Here is a 17,342-nt window from a genome sequence, read left to right on the forward strand (position 1 = left end):
AGTGTCAGGCATCGATCATCCTGCCTTCACCTTTTCAAGGAATACTAGATGCGCGCGCCCGCTGCCGGTCTCCAACCGATGGAGATGAGTTTTCTCGGCAACACACTTGACCGGCAATCCACGAAACGAGGTGACAAAGCTTATATCGACGGGCTGTTGCAAAGACCGGACACGCAATTTGTCCTGTCGACGGACAAGACTCTGGTCTTCAGGGGCGATGACATCCAATCGATCGGCCACAGCCTTTCCGAGGCCGTCGCTTTGGGAGCGGAAACCAAGGAGATGGTGTTCCTCGGGTTAAGGCCTGAAAACGGTCAAGCCGTATTTGCAACCACCGTCCCACATACTGACGATGACCTGTCGGAGCGACCAGGCCTTCAGTCGATCGACTTGAGAAATCTTGCGCTGAAAAACCTATTGTCGCCTGAAGACCTTGGTGCCCTTGCACAGGCAAGAGCTCTTATTCACTGGCATCGCACGCACCGCTTTTGTTCCAGCTGTGGTGAGAAATCAGTCATGGCAGAAGCTGGATACCGTCGCGATTGTCCAACCTGTGGCGCACCGCATTTTCCGCGCACTGACCCTTGCGTGATCATGCTGATCACCGATGGGGACCGTGCCTTGCTCGGTCGGCCCGCACGGCTTCCGGAAGGGATATATACGACCCTTGCCGGTTTCATGGAGCCTGGCGAAACAATCGAACAGGCCGTGCGACGCGAAACGCTCGAAGAATCCGGCATAGTCGTGGGCGATGTTCAGCTGATCTCCAATCAACCCTGGCCGTTTCCGGCAAACCTGATGCTTGGATGTATCGGCACTGCAAACACTTTCGAAATCGAAATTGAAGACGATGAGTTGGAAGCATGCAAGTGGTGCAGTCGTGAGGAAGTCCGTCAAATGGTTGCCGGCACTCACCCTGAAGAGCACAAGATACCGCCGTCTATTTCGATCGCCTATGAGCTCATCATTGGCTGGCTCGATGGAGTAATCTGATGACCTGGTGCGTTTACCTGACCCATCCTGAAGTGAAAATCGATCCCGACGTCCCCGTTCCCGAATGGGGCCTGTCCGACGTCGGCCGTGAACGCGCGGGAAAAGCGACCTTTTTGCCGTTTGCCAAAGAGATCAAACAGGTGATTTCGAGCGCCGAGGTCAAGGCTGTTGAAACCGCGCAGGTGTTTTCGGGCCGTCTGAATGTTTTTCACCGTGTATTGCAGTTTCTGCACGAGAACGACCGCAGCGCCACCGGCTTTCTTCCCCCCGAGGAATTTGAAGAGACAGCGGATGCTTTTTTTGCCAACCCTGCGGCGTCCATTCGAGGATGGGAAAGAGCTATTGACGCGCAGGATCGCATCGTGAACGGCGTTCGCAGCGCGTTGCGACACATCCCTGACGACCAGCCGGTGCTTTTTACCGGTCACGGAGCTGTCGGGACACTCTTGATGTGCCATTTGATGGCAACTCCAATCTCAAGGCACTTTGACCAGAAACGCGGCGGTTGCTGGTACCGTTTCGAAAAAGACTGGCTGAGCAGCCAGGAAGGACGGCATTTGGGCTGGACAGAGCTCTAAAGTCGGTCGGTCCTGGCCCCGGATCGTGATAGGCTGCAGCGCTGATTTAAGACTGTGGAGCCTGCCTGTGATCCGCCCGTTGCCCTTTCTACTTGCCGCCATCTTGATTTTCGGCAGTCAATCATTGCCAGCTTCAGCGGGCAAATACGACAGCCAGTTCCGGCAATTTCTGCAAAGTGAAATTATTCCGGCCGCGCGAAAGGCGGGTGTTTCACAGGCAACACTCGACAGGGAGTTGTCCGGTCTCGCTCCGGATACGTCACTTCCGGGTCTGGTTGGCCCTGGTGGCAAGGGCGCGCCTCCGAAAGTCAATTTCCAGGCGGAGTTCCGAACGCCTTCGCGTTACTTCAGAGACAGCCAGTTCAATTCACTTGTGCCGGGCGGGCGCAGCCTCATGCAGAAACACGCATCCGCACTTCAGCGGATCGAGGCGCGATATGGCGTTCCCAAGCGCATCATCCTGGCAATCTGGGCACGTGAATCGGGCTATGGTGGAGCTAAAATCCCTCACGATGCCCTGCGGGTTGTCGCCACGCAGGCTTTCATGGGTCAGCGGCCGGATTTTTTCAAAGGGGAGGTAATTGCCGCGCTCAGGATCTTGCAGAACGGCGACATTTCAAGGCGTGCGATGAAAAGCTCCTGGGGTGGAGCCATGGGGCAGCCGCAGTTCCTGCCATCGTCTTATCTGAAATATGCCGTCGATTTCGACGGCGACGGTAAGCGCAATATCTGGACATCACAGGTCGACACGATGGCTTCGATCGCGAATTACCTTGCAGAACACGGCTGGGCAAAGGGCCGGGACTGGGGCTATGAGGTTGTCTTGCCGGAAAACGTCTCCTGTACGCGCGAGGGTCCGGACAACCGGCAAAAAATTTCCGCTTTTGTGCGTGAAGGCGTCAAACGTGTCAGCGGACGGCCATTCCCGGATCATGAATTGAACAAGCCGGGTAACATCCTGTTGCCGGCAGGCCGGTATGGGCCAGCCTTCATTGCGACCGAAAATTTCTATGTGATCAAGGAATACAACGAGAGCGATACCTATGCCCTGTTCGTTGGCCACCTTGCCGACCGCTATGGCAGCAACAAAGCTTTCGCAGGATCATGGAAGCCAATGAAAGAAACCACACGTGGCGCAGTTCGAAACCTGCAACAGCGCCTGGAGGGCCTTGGCCACGATGTCGGCGGCGCTGATGGTTTGATCGGTTTCAAGACACGGCGTTCGATCGGCAAGGATCAGGAAAAGAACGGTTTTTTTGCCACGTGCTGGGTCGGTTAAGGGCCTGAAATCCAACCGCCAACATTCAGCTGATGCGGCAAGCCTGACTTATCAGGAAGCGACGAGGCTTTGCATCGCAAGCACGGCACACATAGTGTCGTGCTTGCGAATTATGACTTTTTGCTTTCATTTTTTATTGTTTTACGATAATTAATTACCTCCATTACCAGAATGGAGTTTCTCGAATGTTTGGACCAATGCTCCAGCGCGCGATCCTGTCGCCGTGCCTGAAATCCCTGTTTGTTGCTTTTTTGGTGTTACTGGGTAAGACCGGCCTTGCCCACAGCGCCGACCTTGACGCTTTCAACCCCGCCAAGACCGATCCGGAGCATTTCCTGATTGCGGTTCAGCATTCGCAAAGGCTGAAAGTCCCGGTGAATGGTGCTCGCATGAAAGTCGTCATGCGAGAGAAATCGACCGGACGCGTTTTGAAACAAAAAGAGATATTTCTGACAAGAACTTCACTGCCCGCCAAGTCTGCAGAACAATTTCATCACGACCAGGATGAGACCGTTTCGATTTTCCGCATTCCCGAAGTTCAGATCGACGAATTGCGATCCCTGCAGGCAAAGTTTCTTTCATTGCCTGAATCGAGGCGGAATGCCATCAGCGGATCGTTGATGATCGACGTCGCCGGTTGCAAGGTAGATCCGGAGGACAACGGACAAATGTTGATCTCAACCTATCTGAAAACGTCGGAGCTTCCAGAGTTCGTTGTCCTTGCTTCGGACTATGACTTGAGAAATGTGCCTTCCAAACCAGGTGTCCAACAGGACGATCCGATCAAACCCTGTCACTGATCTGGATTTCAGGCGTTGTTGGTTCAAACACCAACCACGCCTTCCGGAGCCGTCTCCAAGCGGAAGGCTGCAGCCATAAGCGCCTTTGTATAGTCGGTTTGGGGAGCGTCGAATATCTGCTCTGACGAGCCGGATTCCACAACCTTTCCCTGGCGCATCACGACAACTTCGTTGGCAAGCGCACGAACGACCTTCAGATCGTGTGAAATGAACAGGTAAGCGAGACCATGAGCCTTTTGCAGGTCCCTCAGGAGATCGACGACCTGTGCCTGTACACTCATGTCCAATGCCGATGTCGGTTCATCAAGCATCACGAATTTGGGCTCCAGGACCATGGCCCTGGCGATTGATATCCGCTGCCGCTGACCACCGGAAAACTCGTGCGGGTAACGGTGGCGCGTGGACGCATCAAGGCCAACTTCCTCCAAAGCATTGGCCACCTTTCGGTCGCGTTCTTCTGGCGAAATGTCCGGGAAATGAACCAGCAGGCCCTCGCCTACAATGTCGGCAACGGACATGCGTGGACTTAGAGCGCCAAAGGGATCCTGAAACACGATCTGCATGTCCCGCCGGAGGGGCCGCATTTCCTTCCAGGAGTTGGTCTGGATCTCGTTGCCGTTAAACGCGATGCGGCCGGTAGAAGATATCATGCGCAGGATCGCCAGTCCGAGCGTCGTCTTGCCGGATCCGCTTTCGCCGACAATCCCGAGTGTCTGTCCTTGACGCACGGTGATGTCGATACCGTCAACGGCCTTGATGTGATCGACGGTCTTTCGCAACAGGCCGCGCTTTACAGGAAACCAGACCTTCAGGTTGTCAGCCTGAACCACAATCGGCTTGTCCTTGTCGGTTGCCGGCGGGTCCCCTTTCGGTTCTGCCGCCAGGAGGTGTTTCGTATAGTCATGTTGTGGCTTGTCGAAAATGTCAGCAACCGGCCCCTGCTCGACGATTTTACCCTTGGTCATCACGCATACACGGTCGGCGAACTTTCTCACGATCCCCAGATCATGAGTGATGAAAAGCATGGCCATGCCCTGCTTCTTCTGAAGGTTCTGCAGGAGTTCCAGGATCTGAGCCTGAACCGTCACATCAAGCGCCGTGGTCGGCTCGTCGGCAATCAAGAGATCCGGCTCGTTGGCGAGCGCCATGGCGATCATGACGCGCTGGCGCTGGCCGCCCGATAGCTGATGCGGATAGGATTTCAGGCGTTTTTCCGGCTCCCGGATGCCGACCTGGTTCAACAGCTCAAGAACACGTTCACGCGCTTTGGTGTCACTCATGCCACGGTGGATCTTCAGGATTTCGGAGACCTGCTTTTCCACCGGATGAAGCGGGTTGAGAGACGTCATCGGCTCTTGAAAAATCATCGAGACGCCATTGCCGCGCACTTCGCGAAGTTTTTCCTCATTTGCCTGTAGCAGATCCACACCATTCATCATGATTTTCCCAGAAGGATGGGATGCGGTCGGATAGGGTAACAGGCGCAAAACCGATTGGGCGGACACGGACTTGCCGGACCCACTCTCACCAACCAGAGCGACGGTCTCACCCTTCTTGAGGTCAAACGAGATCCGGTCGACTGCGAGGGTCTGGCGTTTGCCTTGCGTGAAGGCTACGGACAGGTCTTGGACTGAAAGGAGGGTTTCTTTTGTCATTGCCGTTTCCTCCTTAACCCATGCTCTTGCGCGGATCGAATGCATCGCGCACGGCCTCGCCGATGAAGATCAGAAGGCTGAGCATCAGCGAAATCACCACGAAGCCGGTAATGCCGAGCCAGGGGGCCTGAAGATTGTTCTTACCCTGTGCCAACAATTCACCAAGCGAAGCCGACCCGGGCGGTAACCCGAATCCCAGAAAATCCAGCGCCGTAAGGGTCGAAATCGAGCCATTGAGAATAAACGGCATGAATGTAAGCGTTGCGACCATCGCATTGGGGAGCAGGTGCCGCCACATGATGACCGGATTGGACACTCCTAGCGCTCTTGCCGCGGACACGAATTCCAGATTTCGACCCCGCAGGAATTCGGCCCTGACAACGCCGACCAGCGCCACCCAGGAGAAAGCGAGCAGTATGAAAAAGAGTGTCCAGAATCCCGGAACCAGGAACGAAGACACGATCAGGATCAGGTAAAGGGTCGGAATTGCGGTCCAGATTTCGATAAAGCGCTGGAAACCGAGATCGACCCAGCCGCCGTAATACCCCTGGACTGCACCGGCGGCGATGCCGATGACGGAAGAAGCGAGCGTCAGGGCAAGACCGAAGAGGACGGAAATCCGGAAGCCATAGACCATCCGGGCGAGCACATCACGGCCCTGATCATCGGTGCCGAGCCAGTTCCAGTTGCCAATGACGCAGTTCGGATCATCCGCTCCCATTGGGTAACGGGCGCACCGCTCTTCCTTGTTCATGGTCCAGGACGGCGGCGCCGGGGCAGGGATCGGAATGTTGCGGTTCACGGACCGATGATTGTAGCGAACAGGCGGCCAGAGCATCCAGCCATTCGCCGCAATTTCTTCCTGAATGAAGGGATCCCTGTAGTCGGTTACGGCCAAAAAACCACCGAACTTTTCTTCCGGATAGTCGACGAATACTGGCGCGAGCAGTTCACCCTTGTAGGACACCAGAATGGGGCGTTCGTTGGTTAGAAATTCCGCCAGCATCGCCATTGAAAACAGCACCAGGAAAATCCAAAGCGACCAAAAGCCCCTTCGGTTGGCCTTGAAATTCTGAAGACGGCGGCGATTGATGGGTGAAATGCGTGAAGCAGTATAGGGAACGAGGTCCGCAGTGTCGTTGTGTTCGGTGACCGGTTCATGATCCGTCTCGACAAAAGCTGCTTCTATCGCCGGCTCGTAGGCCACTGCCTCGCTTCGGGAATCGCCGATATCGAAGCTGCCACCTGTGTCGTTGCTATGATCGGATGACATGGCTCAGACCTCCCTGCTTTCGAAATCGATCCGGGGATCGATCCAGGTGTAGGTGAGATCGGAAATGAGGTTCACCAGAAGTCCCATCAGCGAGAAGATATAGAGTGTTGCAAAGACGACGGCGTAGTCGCGGTTGATCACCGATTCAAATCCAAGCAGACCCAAGCCATCGAGCGAGAAGATTGTCTCAATCAGCAATGAGCCAGCAAAGAATGAAGAGATGAATGCGCCAGGAAAACCGGCAACGACGATCAGCATCGCGTTCCGGAACACATGCCCGTAAAGCACCTGACTTTCATTCAATCCCTTGGCCTTGGCAGTGATGACATATTGCTTGCGGATTTCGTCCAGGAAGGAGTTCTTGGTCAGAAGCGTCGTTGTTGCGAATGCAGACAGCACCATGGCCGTGAGCGGTAGCGCCAAGTGCCAGAAATAGTCCGCAATCCGGGCTGGCCAGGAGAGAGATTCCCAATTGTCCGACACCAACCCTCGCAGCGGGAAGATGTCCCAGAAGGATCCGCCGGCGAACAGCACGATCAGGAGAACAGCGAAGAGAAACCCCGGGATGGCGTAGGCGACAACCACGACACCTGACGTCCAGACATCGAACCTTGATCCGTCACTGACCGCCTTGCGGATACCGAGCGGGATCGACACAAGGTAGGAAATCAACGTCATCCAGAGACCGAGCGAAATCGAGACGGGCAGTTTTTCGGCAATCAGGTCGATAATGCGGATATCCCTGAAATAACTCTCGCCGAAATCGAACCGCGCATAGTTCCAGAGCATGGTCAAGAACCGCTCAAATGGCGGTTTGTCAAAGCCGAATTGCGCTTCCAGTTCAGCGATGAATTCCGGATCAAGACCTTGAGCGCCCCGATATTTGGAACTGACTGCGTCGGCCGATGCAGCGCCGCTGCCACCGGAAGAATCGTTCCCGCCACCGAGCATATCGCTGCCGCCGCCGCTAATCCGTGAAGTGGCCGAAACGTCGGTTCCCTGAAGCTGCGCTATGACACGCTCAACCGGGCCTCCCGGCGCGAACTGGATTATCACGAAATTTATCGCCATGATTCCGACCAGCGTCGGTATCATGAGCAGCAATCGGCGGAGAATATAGGCGCCCATGGATTACGTGCATTCCCTTTATCTTTGGCCTTCTGAAGCGGGCCGGAGGTGTCACTGTCGGAAAGATTACCTGCCTTTGCCGAGTTTTTGCGCCTTTTCCTGATCTATCCACCAGAGTTCTTCAAGCGGGAAGAAATAACGCGGCGTTTCTTCCGGAAAGCCGTAGACATCCCATAGAGAGACATTGTGGACATTCTTGTACCACTGGGGAATCCAGTAAAATCCTGAGCGCAATACACGGTCCAGAGCACTGGCTGCAGTGTTCATTTCCTCGCGTGTCTGGGCCGCAATTGCCTTGTCGATCAAGGCATCGACAACAGGACTTGAGATGCCAGCCGTGTTGTAGGTCCCCGGTGTTGCCGCTGCCCTTGATCCCCACAATTCGCGAATGGTGTCCGAAAGAGTTGGCGCGAGCGAATACCGGCGGCTTGCAATGTCAAAATCATAGTCGTTCAGCCTAGCCTGGTACTGGGCTGGATCGACAATGCGCAAGTTGGCCTTGATACCGAGCCGTTCCAGGTTCTTCAATAAGGGATTCGTGATCCTCTCGAAGGCTGTCGTGTTGTTGATGAATTCAACTTCAAACGGCTTGCCGTCCGGCCCGATCAGCTGTGCACCATCGCGCTCATAGCCTGCTTCTTTCAGCAACTGGCTGGCACGGCGCAGCAGCTTTCGGTCAAAACCTGACCCATCGCTTACCGGCGGAATTATCGGCTCGCCGAACACTGTCTCCGGCAATTGATCCCGGAAAGGCTCCAGCAGCTCCAATTCAGCTGCCGATGGCATTCCTTCGGCCTTCATATCCGAATTTTCAAAGAACGACTCTGTGCGCTTGTAAAGCCCGTAAAAGAGGTTCTCGTTAGACCACTCGAAGTCAAAGGCGAACCCCAGAGCTTCGCGAACTCTCGGATCCTTGAACTTTTGCCGGCGTGTGTTGAAGAACCACCCTTGTGCACCCGATGGACGGCCATCAGGGAAATCACGGCGCACGACACGGCCATCCTCGACAGCCGGAAAATTGTATTCCGTCGCCCAATTCTTGGATGAAAACTCTTCGCGATAAAGGACGTCGCCTTTTTTGAACGCCTCGAAGGCAACTTGCCGCTCGCGGAAGAACTCAAGGCGGATGGTTGAGAAGTTGAGCTGACCTTTGGTGACCGCAAGATCATTTGCCCAGTAGTGTTCAACCTTGTGATATTCGACATATCGGCCAACCGCATGCCTGCCAACCTTATAGGGACCTGATGACAAAGGCGGGGTCAGCGTCGACTGCTTGAAATCGTAAGCCGTGTAGTAGCGTTTTGAGAAGATTGGATAGTCGGCAGCCACTGCGAGAGGGAAGCTCCGGGCCTGCGTTCCGTCAAATTGAAACGCAACCCGATACTCACCCAGCACTTCAGCATCCTTCAGGACGCCAAGCGGCTGGCTCAGCAGAGGATGACCGTCGGCCTTCAGCAACATGATGGAAAATGCAACATCCTCGGCAGTCAGCTTGGATCCGTCATGGAACCGAGCCTCCGGCCGAAGATTGAACGTGAACATGTTGCCGTCTTCAGAGACTTCTACAGTTTCGGCCACCAGGCCGTAGACCGCATCCGGCTCGTCATAGGCACGCACCATGAGCGTGTCGAAACACAGCTCCATACGCGGCGGCGCGTCGCCCTTCAATATGAAGGAATTGAAGGTGTTGTAGGTCTGAACATTCTGATTGAAGTACCAGTAGGGTGCTTGAAACGAGAACGCTCCCCCTTTTGGCGCGTCCGGGTTGACGTATTCGAAATGAGTGAAATCCGGCCCGTATTTCAGGTCTCCGAAAACCGACAGACCGTGCCGTGGGCCCTTTGGTGCGGCAAGTGCCATTTTAGCGGCAAGAGGTGTCGAGGCCGCGACTATTGCCGCTCCAGACAGTTGCAGCATCTGACGGCGCGTGGGAGACAAGCCCTTTTTCATCACTTGATCGCCTTCGTCTTGGCCGCCAGCTCTTCATCGTACCACCAGATCGTAGGAAATCCGGTACTGAATTCAGGCATTTGTTCTGGATGCGCAAAGCGGTTCCAGCGCGCGGTCCGCGTTTCGTCGGAATAGAATTGCGGCACCACATAGTGGTTCCACAACAGCACGCGATCGAGCGCATGGGTCGCAGCCACCAATGTCTCACGGTCTTCGGCGAAGATGACCTTGTTGATCAGCTTGTCGATTGCCGGGTTCTTGATGCCCGCATAATTGGCCGAACTCGGATTATCGGCGGATGTCGTTCCCCAATACTCCCGCTGCTCGTTTCCAGGTGAGAGCGACTGACCGATCGCCAGTACGACCGTATCGAAATCGCGCGACCGCACTCTGTTGATGAACTGGGACGTATCCACGAGCCGCAATATCGGGTTGATGCCAATGCTCTCAAGGTTCTTGGCGTATGGCAGCAGTGTCCGTTCGCTGGCCTTGTCCCGATAGAGAAACTCGATGCTGAGCTGCTCACCGGTGTCGGGGTCGACCATCTTACGATCCTTGAGTTCATAGCCGGCTTTGCGCAGAAGTTTCACTGCCTCGCGCAGGTTGGCCCTGACGTTTTGCGGGTTTCCACCAACAGGGTTGGTGTATTCCTGGGTGAAGACTTCGGGCGGGACCTCGCCCCTCACCTCTTCCAGGATCTCCAGCTCCTTGCCTTCGGGAAGACCCGATGAGGCGAGTTCAGTACCTGCAAAATAGGAATTGACGCGTTTCAGGAGGTTTGCCGAAACGATCTCGTTGGTGGTTTCAAAGTCATAAGCGAAGTTGAGCGCTCTACGTACATCCGGGTCCTGGAATTTTTCCCGTCGCTGGTTCAGGAAAAAACCCTGCATGACACCGGATGATCTGTCGGGAAAGATTTCCTTGACGACGCGGCCATCTTCGACTGCCGGGAAATTGTAGCGCTTCGCCCACTGGCTGGAACTGCGCTCAAGATGATAGTCGTATTGATCGCCCTTGAAGGCTTCGAACTGAACTGCGTCATCGAGAAAAGAGATGTAACGGATTTCGTCGAAATTGTAGGTGCCGACCCGAATGGGCAGATCCTTGCCCCAATAATCGTCGACACGTTCGTAGTTCACCTGCCGGTTGGCCGTGAAATCCTTGATCCGGTAAGGGCCAGAGCCCAGCGGGGGTTCAAGCGTGGCTCTTGAGATATCACGCGGCTCACCCTTGCTGTCGGTTCCCTCCCACCAGTGCTTTGGCAAAACGGTGAGTTGACCCATGATTTTCGGCAGTTCGCGATTGCCGGATGCATCAAAGGTGAAGCGGATAACCCGGTCATCCACGATTTCAGTTTTCGTGACATTCTGGAAATAAAACTTGCGCTGCGGATCGAGCTCAATCGCCTTTTCAAAAGACCAGACCACATCTTCCGGTGTCACTGGCATGCCGTCGTGCCATTTGGCATCGGGGTTGAGACGGTATTCGACCCAGGAGTAGTCCTTTGGATAACGGACCGCATCGGCCAGAACACCATATTGGGCACTGATGTCCTCTTCATCGAGAGACGGTTCCATCAGGCTCTCGTATATGATCAGGATGCCAGGCCCGATGCTTCCCTTTTGCGCCAGGATGTTGAAGGTATCGAACCCGCCGCGGCTGGCCAGGCGAACAGTCCCGGCTATTGGCGCTTCGGGATTGACATAGTCGAAGTGGGGAGCGTCAGGGCCATATTTCGGCGCGCCGTTCAAAGCAGCGGCATGTTGCCATTCGGGTTCTTCTGCCTTTACCGGACCAGTACCTAATGCCGTAGCAGACAAGGCTCCCGCCAGCACTACTCCTGCTGCGGTCCGCCTAATAGAACACCAATTGAGCACCATGGGCTTTTCCGTCCCTTTCCTGTTTCGCGGCCCAAATCGTCGGACCTTATGTAAACAGTGTAGGGACGCACTGACCAAACGTCACCAGCTGGTTGGCAAGATGACAGAAATTTAACCAGCTTGGACCACTCCCTTCCTGGAAGGGTCTTGTAAATTTTGCTTAGCTTTAGCCTTTTGGGCGTACATTCGACCATCAGCAACTCTTAGTAGGTCTTCGACAGTTGCTGCATCTCCTGGGTAGCTTGCCGTTCCGATACTTGCCTTAACGTCAATCCGCGCTCCCGAATACTCAAAGACACGAGATACGTGGTCGGACAGTCTGGTGAGAAAGGACTTACGTTCCTGCCCGCGCATGTTTCCCGGGGTCAGGACAATGAATTCGTCACCGCCAACACGCGCGACCGTATCTGTCCTTCGAACCTGGTTCTGCAGCCTTTGCCCGACCTCCACCAAGAGACGGTCCCCAACCGAGTGCCCATAACTGTCATTGATCGGTTTGAATGCATCCAGATCGACGTAAAAAATCTCGAAACCGGATCCGCTGCGTTCGCACATGGCAGCCAGCTGCATCATCCGATCCTCAAGGAGCCGTCTGTTGGCCAGCCCCGTCAACGGGTCATGCAAAGCCATTGAGCGGACCTTGTAGACCTCACTGATCAGGAGAAACGCCATTGCCGCAAAGATCAGAGAAAGGAAACTTCCGACCAGCTGGGTGACCCAGACCTTGTTGCCCATATTGGACCAGCCAATCTCCGGATAGGCGATCAGTTCCCAATCCAATCCACCCGGCAAATGAAGAGGCAGAGATACAAAATCGAGATTCTCAATTGACGCAGATCCGAAAATGACCGCGGATTGGTTGTTTACGGCATTCTTGTTGAGAAGCGCCATACGAAGGCCGCCGACACTTTCCCTGATCCCGGCAGACTCCATCAAACCGGCTTCGTCCAGCACAAGCGTCACAACACCCCAGTAGGGCCGGTCCTTTGTGGGCTGCCCCGGGAAAGTCGCCGGAAAAACGGGAATGCGGATCACGAGAGCCCGACCTCCCTGAACCAGTTCCAGCGGCCCGGCAATGACCACCTCCCGGGTGAGCATGGCTTTGCGTATCGCTGGCCACTGGGCGGTGTTCATTCTGTAGTTGAGACCGATGGCAGCCTGGTTCGGTTCAAACGGATAAACAGCGCGCAGAATGTTGTTGGGTGCAAGACCGATGGAGCGTATCGACGGATTTTCCTCAATCAGATCGATCGAAATTTCGCGATAATCTTCCATGTCGAATGGCGCACCTGAGACCTGGGAGACTACGGATCTCAATCCGAAACCGTACGCGACTGTGCGGCTCAGTTCGCCCTCAAGCCGAGCATGAGCTTCCGACAGGTTGGCGATCACTTCGCGCTTGTGTTGGGAGACCAGTTCGTTGCGCACGAGCTGGCCCACATGCGCTGTCACCGCAATTCCGACGAGAAAACACGCGACGGCAACAAGGGAGGCGGCAACCGCCCCATTTGTTTTGCCTAGTAGATCTCTCGTTAGACTTATGCCCATGCGGCCCACACCCGACCTTCGCCCGCGTAGCATATAACGTGACGTCAGATTTGTTAATTTTTCGCCCAGTTCCCACAAAAAAGCCGGGTGCAAGACCCGGCTCCTTGAAATTTTGTAGCAACTGGCGCTGCGGCGGGAGTGTTTTACTCTGCCGGCAGCGGTTTTGGCGAAGCGGACAGCTCACGCATGTAAGCAATCATGTTGGCCCGCTCTTCCGGCTTGCGAAGGCCGGCAAAACCCATGGACGTACCCGGGATGTATTTCTTCGGGGAAGCCAGGAAAGACTCAAGACCTTCATAGGTCCACTCGGCATTCGCCGAACCGTATTCGTTCATGGCGGCAGAATATCCGAAACCGTCGACGCCGCCAGGTTTGCGACCGACCACATCCCAAAGCGCCGGACCGACCTTGTTGGCTCCGCCGTCATCAAACGTGTGGCAAGCGGCGCATTTCTTGGCGACTTTCTCACCTTCCGATGCCGAGGCTGCGAGCAGCAGCTCTGAAATCGGCACAACGTCCGGCTCAGGCTGAACTTCAGAAGTGGAATCTTCCGCAGATGCCACGACAATCTCATAACCCGGTTTGCCGGGGATTGTCGGGTGGAAGATGATGTCGGAGACAATACCAACACCCATTGTCAAAATCAGGACCATCAGGATCGCACCGGCGATCTTGTTCAGCGTGAAGGAATCCATTCTCTCCGGCTCCAAGCTCATACGCGTCCGGGCCCGCAGTGACACTGCGACCCCTATCAGCTTTTCGAATTTTGCCGGAACCTACAAATTTTTTGACCTTGCTGTCCATAGCTTTAAAAGGGCATCTGATACGACAAACGGACGCGGCCCGGTTTTTTTGCACCTTTTCTGCCCGTCCGACCGAATGGAGACCCGATTGACCGCCGCTCTTGTGATCATACCCGCCCGTCTTGCGGCAACACGCCTTCCCCGCAAACCGCTTGCCGATATTTGCGGAAAACCAATGATTGTGCGCGTTCTCGAGCAAGCCCAGAATGCGGATATCGGCCCGGTTGCCGTCGCTTGCGACGACAAAAACATTTTCGATGCCGTCAAGGACCATGACGGGCAGGCGGTGATGACGCGGGTTGATCATGCGTCCGGTTCGGACCGCATTCATGAAGCCGTCGGACTGGTTGATCCGGACGGAAAATTCGAAGTCGTGCTCAATGTTCAAGGTGATGTGCCTTTGATTGCACCGGAAGCGATTCGGGCAGCCTTTGCTCCGCTGACCGTTTCTGAAGTCCAGATCGGGACCATCATGACGGAGTTTACGAACCCTGACTTCCGTGACGACCCGAACTTCGTAAAGGCTGTCACGACGCCAAATGGTGAAGGGCATCACCGGGCGCTTTACTTCACCCGCGCACTGGCTCCCAGCGGCGACGGTCCGCACAATCACCATATCGGGATTTATGCCTATCGGCGGTCCGCTCTGGCAAGGTTTGTCGCCCTTCCGCCATCTCCTCTGGAGATTCGCGAAAAGCTGGAGCAGCTGCGTGCGCTTGAAGCAGGTATGCGGATCGATGTTTCGGTCATTGACAGCGCACCCATGGACGTGAACACACCGGAAGATCTTGAGCGCGCACGCGCAGCCTACAGAACATCCTAGAAAGTCAGGCTTTTTTACCCATGTCAGATAGAAAAAGAATTGTGTTTCAAGGAGAAACCGGCGCCAACTCCCACATGGCCTGCAGAAGCGTTTATCCCGACTACGAGGCTATTCCCTGCGCGACCTTCGAGGACTGCTTTTCCGCAATGGCGGATGGTTCGGCAGACCTTGCCATGATCCCGATCGAAAACTCCGTCGCGGGCCGTGTCGCAGACATCCATCATCTTCTGCCAAAGTCAGACCTGAACATCATCGGCGAGTATTTCATGCCGATCAAGTTTCAACTGATGGCGCCCAGGGGTGCCCGCGTGGAGGATTTGAAAAAGGTTCAAAGCCACATTCACGCCCTTGGACAGTGTCGCAATGTCATTCGGGAACTCGGCCTGACCGCCGTGGTCGGCGGTGACACGGCCGGCTCAGCGCGACAGATTTCCGAGTTGAATGATCCCAGCGTCGGCGCTCTTGCACCTGAAATGGCGGCCGAGATCTACAATCTCGACATCCTGCGTAAAAACGTTGAAGACGCAGCGCATAACACAACACGGTTTGTTATTCTCTCCCGGGACAAGATGGAGGCTGCGCATAACGGCCAACCGGTTATCACCACGTTCATCTTCCGTGTTCGAAACGTGCCGGCTGCGCTTTATAAAGCGCTCGGAGGGTTTGCGACCAACGGGGTCAACATGACAAAGCTGGAATCCTATCAGCTCGAAGGCCAATTCTTTGCGTCCATGTTCTATGCGGATGTAGAAGGCCACCCGGAAGACCCGGCGGTCGCTCTCGCCCTTGAGGAGCTTGCCTTCTTCTGCGCAGAGCTCAACATGCTCGGGGTCTACCGCGCCAGCCCGTTCCGAGAAAAAATCAAAGAGCCTGAGGCCAACCGCGCCCTCAGACCCAATCCCAATTCCTAACGTCACCCCTGACGCTACCAGAGGACAATATGACCGAAACCAGATTTGATGCCCTTTGCATCGGAAATGCCATTTGCGACGTGTTTGCACATGTTGAAGAAGATTTTCTTCTCCAGGAAAACCTGATCAAGGGATCGATGCGTCTAATCGACACCGAAGAAGCGGTGCGTCTCTTCAACAAGATGGGGCAGACTGTCAGGGTCTCCGGTGGCAGTGCCGGCAATACGGCCGCCGGCATTGCATCTCTGGGGGGGCGTCCTGCCTATTTCGGCAAAGTGGCGGAAGACGAACTGGGCGACAGCTACTCTCACGACATGAACGGAACAGGCGTTTATTTCAACACACCGCGCCTTCGGGAATGGAAACCGACCGCGCGCTCGATGATCCTGATCACGCCGGATGGTGAGCGCACCATGAACACATATCTTGGGGCCTGCACCGAATTCAGCCCGTCCGATGTGGACGAAGATGTCGTTGCCGCTGCGGCTGTCACTTACATGGAAGGCTATCTCTGGGACCCGGAAGAGGCCAAAAAAGCCTTCCTCAAAGCGGCCGAGGTTGCACACCTGAACAATCGCAAGGTCGCCCTGACACTGTCCGATTCCTTTTGCGTTGACCGTTACCGTGATGAATTTCAATCGCTTCTGGCCGACGGCGTTGTTGATCTCCTGTTTGCAAACGAGCACGAACTCAAGGCGCTTTACCAGACAGGCGATCTCGACACAGCCATCAGCGCCGCCAAGGAAAACGGTGCCCTGACGGCCCTGACGCTCGGCTCCGAGGGCGCGATGGCCTTCGACCGGGAAGAAACCGTGAAAGTTGACGCCAAGGACGTTGCCAACGTTGTGGACCTGACAGGGGCCGGCGATCTGTTTGCGTCCGGTTTTCTGTTTGGGCTCGCGCGCGACTACAAGATCGCCGATGCGACTGAGCTTGGCTGCCTATGTGCTGCGAGTGTCATCAGCCACGTTGGCGCACGCCCGGAACGCCCCTTGAAACACCTGGCGGCACAGAGCGGATTTGAAGTCTAGAAACGACAAAGGGGCGATCATCGCCCCTTTGATTTCTCTGTATTGGCGATTTGCTGAAAAGCGGGATGTCAGTCGGCAAGATCCTGCATGCTGACTACGCCGCCGTTTTCATCGAGCCGATAAATGATCGGCGTGCCGGTTCCAAGTTCGCGTTTCAGAATTTCTTCCGGGCTGAGGTTTTCAAGCTCCATGATCAAAGATCTGAGCGAGTTTCCATGGGCAGCGACAATTGTCCGGTTGCCCGCCAGCACACGCGGCAGAATTTCCGCCTTGTAGTAAGGCAGGACCCGCTCTGCCGTCATTTTGAGGCTTTCGCCACCGGGAGGCGGAACATCGTAGGATCGGCGCCAGATATGGACCTGTTCCTCGCCGAATTGCTCACGGGCCTCGTCTTTGTTCATGCCCGTCAGATCACCATAATCCCGTTCATTCAACGCCTGATCCTTGAACGTTTCCAGACCTGTCTGGCCAAGCTCATTTAGAATGATATCTAGAGTTTTCTGTGCCCGTGACAAAACCGAAGTAAAGGCGAGGTCGAATTCCAGTTTCAGGTCTTTTAGCTGTTGTCCGGCCTTGTGAGCCTCGGCAACCCCCTGTTCGGTCAGACCAGGATCCTTCCAGCCGGTAAACAGGTTCTTCAAATTCCATTCGCTTTGCCCATGACGGACAAGCACAAGAAGGCGATCCATG

The 17,342-nt window shown here is 55.2% G+C and carries 15 protein-coding genes; 7 read left to right on the forward strand and 8 right to left on the reverse strand.

The features are described 5' to 3' along the window. The first annotated feature begins 48 nt into the window (after positions 1 to 48). The 4 genes from nudC (at position 49) to ACZ1HV_RS13885 (ending at position 3,650) form a co-directional block, all read left to right on the forward strand. Entirely contained in the window at positions 49 to 993 is a 945-nt protein-coding gene (gene nudC / locus ACZ1HV_RS13870; RefSeq protein ID WP_472718380.1) for an NAD(+) diphosphatase, read from the forward strand. Continuing rightward, the gene (locus ACZ1HV_RS13875) at positions 993 to 1,571 is read left to right on the forward strand and encodes a histidine phosphatase family protein (RefSeq protein WP_298985122.1); all 579 of its coding nucleotides are present in this window, start codon (positions 993 to 995) and stop codon (positions 1,569 to 1,571) included. Before nudC ends, ACZ1HV_RS13875 begins: the two co-directional genes overlap by 1 nt. Before the next feature lie 70 nt (positions 1,572 to 1,641). Continuing rightward, a complete protein-coding gene (locus ACZ1HV_RS13880; RefSeq protein WP_298962502.1) occupies positions 1,642 to 2,850 on the forward strand; it encodes a lytic murein transglycosylase in 1,209 nt (402 codons plus the stop codon). A 185-nt stretch (positions 2,851 to 3,035) separates the two neighbouring features. Then, complete coding sequence (locus ACZ1HV_RS13885) at positions 3,036 to 3,650, forward strand: hypothetical protein (RefSeq protein WP_472715494.1); 615 nt, start codon at positions 3,036 to 3,038, stop codon at positions 3,648 to 3,650. A gap of 23 nt (positions 3,651 to 3,673) precedes the next feature. On the opposite strand, the gene ACZ1HV_RS13890 is transcribed toward ACZ1HV_RS13885, so the two are convergent. The 7 genes from ACZ1HV_RS13890 to ACZ1HV_RS13920 all read right to left on the reverse strand — a co-directional run bounded on the left by ACZ1HV_RS13890 (position 3,674) and on the right by ACZ1HV_RS13920 (position 13,779). Further along, the gene (locus ACZ1HV_RS13890; protein ID WP_472715495.1) at positions 3,674 to 5,305 is read right to left on the reverse strand and encodes an ABC transporter ATP-binding protein; all 1,632 of its coding nucleotides are present in this window, start codon (positions 5,303 to 5,305) and stop codon (positions 3,674 to 3,676) included. Between the two features lie 13 nt (positions 5,306 to 5,318). Continuing rightward, positions 5,319 to 6,578 (reverse strand): ABC transporter permease, encoded by a 1,260-nt coding sequence (locus ACZ1HV_RS13895; protein WP_298985129.1) that lies wholly within the window; start codon positions 6,576 to 6,578, stop codon positions 5,319 to 5,321. Between the two features lie 3 nt (positions 6,579 to 6,581). After that, complete coding sequence (locus ACZ1HV_RS13900; protein ID WP_298985131.1) at positions 6,582 to 7,706, reverse strand: microcin C ABC transporter permease YejB; 1,125 nt, start codon at positions 7,704 to 7,706, stop codon at positions 6,582 to 6,584. A 66-nt stretch (positions 7,707 to 7,772) separates the two neighbouring features. Further along, positions 7,773 to 9,656 carry an extracellular solute-binding protein gene (locus ACZ1HV_RS13905; protein WP_472715496.1) on the reverse strand — a complete coding sequence of 628 codons (1,884 nt, stop codon included), beginning with the start codon at positions 9,654 to 9,656 and terminating at the stop codon, positions 7,773 to 7,775. Continuing rightward, the gene (locus ACZ1HV_RS13910) at positions 9,656 to 11,536 is read right to left on the reverse strand and encodes an extracellular solute-binding protein (RefSeq protein ID WP_472715497.1); all 1,881 of its coding nucleotides are present in this window, start codon (positions 11,534 to 11,536) and stop codon (positions 9,656 to 9,658) included. The genes ACZ1HV_RS13905 and ACZ1HV_RS13910 overlap by 1 nt, the downstream gene beginning before the upstream one ends. 111 nt (positions 11,537 to 11,647) lie before the next feature. Then, on the reverse strand, positions 11,648 to 13,084 hold the full coding sequence (locus tag ACZ1HV_RS13915) for a diguanylate cyclase (protein ID WP_472715498.1): 1,437 nt from the start codon (positions 13,082 to 13,084) through the stop codon (positions 11,648 to 11,650). Positions 13,085 to 13,227: 143 nt separating this feature from the next. Next, entirely contained in the window at positions 13,228 to 13,779 is a 552-nt protein-coding gene (locus ACZ1HV_RS13920) for a c-type cytochrome (protein WP_298818733.1), read from the reverse strand. A gap of 184 nt (positions 13,780 to 13,963) precedes the next feature. Here ACZ1HV_RS13920 and ACZ1HV_RS13925 point away from each other — a divergent pair, with 184 nt between their 5' ends. The 3 genes from ACZ1HV_RS13925 to ACZ1HV_RS13935 are packed head-to-tail and all read left to right on the forward strand — an operon-like array spanning position 13,964 to position 16,652. Beyond that, positions 13,964 to 14,710 carry a 3-deoxy-manno-octulosonate cytidylyltransferase gene (locus ACZ1HV_RS13925; protein WP_472715499.1) on the forward strand — a complete coding sequence of 249 codons (747 nt, stop codon included), beginning with the start codon at positions 13,964 to 13,966 and terminating at the stop codon, positions 14,708 to 14,710. 20 nt (positions 14,711 to 14,730) lie between these two features. Next, complete coding sequence (locus ACZ1HV_RS13930; RefSeq protein WP_298962443.1) at positions 14,731 to 15,621, forward strand: prephenate dehydratase; 891 nt, start codon at positions 14,731 to 14,733, stop codon at positions 15,619 to 15,621. Between the two features lie 29 nt (positions 15,622 to 15,650). Beyond that, a complete protein-coding gene (locus ACZ1HV_RS13935) occupies positions 15,651 to 16,652 on the forward strand; it encodes an adenosine kinase (RefSeq protein WP_298818729.1) in 1,002 nt (333 codons plus the stop codon). 68 nt (positions 16,653 to 16,720) lie between these two features. Here the strand turns inward: ACZ1HV_RS13935 and ACZ1HV_RS13940 are convergent, their stop codons facing one another. Next, complete coding sequence (locus ACZ1HV_RS13940; RefSeq protein WP_298818727.1) at positions 16,721 to 17,341, reverse strand: 2,3-bisphosphoglycerate-dependent phosphoglycerate mutase; 621 nt, start codon at positions 17,339 to 17,341, stop codon at positions 16,721 to 16,723. Position 17,342: the final 1 nt, after the last annotated feature.

This window comes from Roseibium sp. JB4-4 (genome assembly GCF_055693425.1).

Coding starts and splice junctions, on each gene's coding strand:
- ACZ1HV_RS13925 (WP_472715499.1), top strand. CDS start 13,964: ATGGAGACCCGATTGACCGCCGCTCTTGTGATCATACCCGCCCGTCTT.
- ACZ1HV_RS13930 (WP_298962443.1), top strand. CDS start 14,731: ATGTCAGATAGAAAAAGAATTGTGTTTCAAGGAGAAACCGGCGCCAAC.
- ACZ1HV_RS13920 (WP_298818733.1), bottom strand. CDS start 13,779: ATGGATTCCTTCACGCTGAACAAGATCGCCGGTGCGATCCTGATGGTC.
- ACZ1HV_RS13900 (WP_298985131.1), bottom strand. CDS start 7,706: ATGGGCGCCTATATTCTCCGCCGATTGCTGCTCATGATACCGACGCTG.
- ACZ1HV_RS13905 (WP_472715496.1), bottom strand. CDS start 9,656: ATGAAAAAGGGCTTGTCTCCCACGCGCCGTCAGATGCTGCAACTGTCT.
- ACZ1HV_RS13915 (WP_472715498.1), bottom strand. CDS start 13,084: ATGGGCATAAGTCTAACGAGAGATCTACTAGGCAAAACAAATGGGGCG.
- ACZ1HV_RS13910 (WP_472715497.1), bottom strand. CDS start 11,536: ATGGTGCTCAATTGGTGTTCTATTAGGCGGACCGCAGCAGGAGTAGTG.
- ACZ1HV_RS13935 (WP_298818729.1), top strand. CDS start 15,651: ATGACCGAAACCAGATTTGATGCCCTTTGCATCGGAAATGCCATTTGC.
- ACZ1HV_RS13940 (WP_298818727.1), bottom strand. CDS start 17,341: ATGGATCGCCTTCTTGTGCTTGTCCGTCATGGGCAAAGCGAATGGAAT.
- ACZ1HV_RS13890 (WP_472715495.1), bottom strand. CDS start 5,305: ATGACAAAAGAAACCCTCCTTTCAGTCCAAGACCTGTCCGTAGCCTTC.
- ACZ1HV_RS13885 (WP_472715494.1), top strand. CDS start 3,036: ATGTTTGGACCAATGCTCCAGCGCGCGATCCTGTCGCCGTGCCTGAAA.
- ACZ1HV_RS13875 (WP_298985122.1), top strand. CDS start 993: ATGACCTGGTGCGTTTACCTGACCCATCCTGAAGTGAAAATCGATCCC.
- ACZ1HV_RS13895 (WP_298985129.1), bottom strand. CDS start 6,578: ATGTCATCCGATCATAGCAACGACACAGGTGGCAGCTTCGATATCGGC.
- nudC (WP_472718380.1), top strand. CDS start 49: ATGCGCGCGCCCGCTGCCGGTCTCCAACCGATGGAGATGAGTTTTCTC.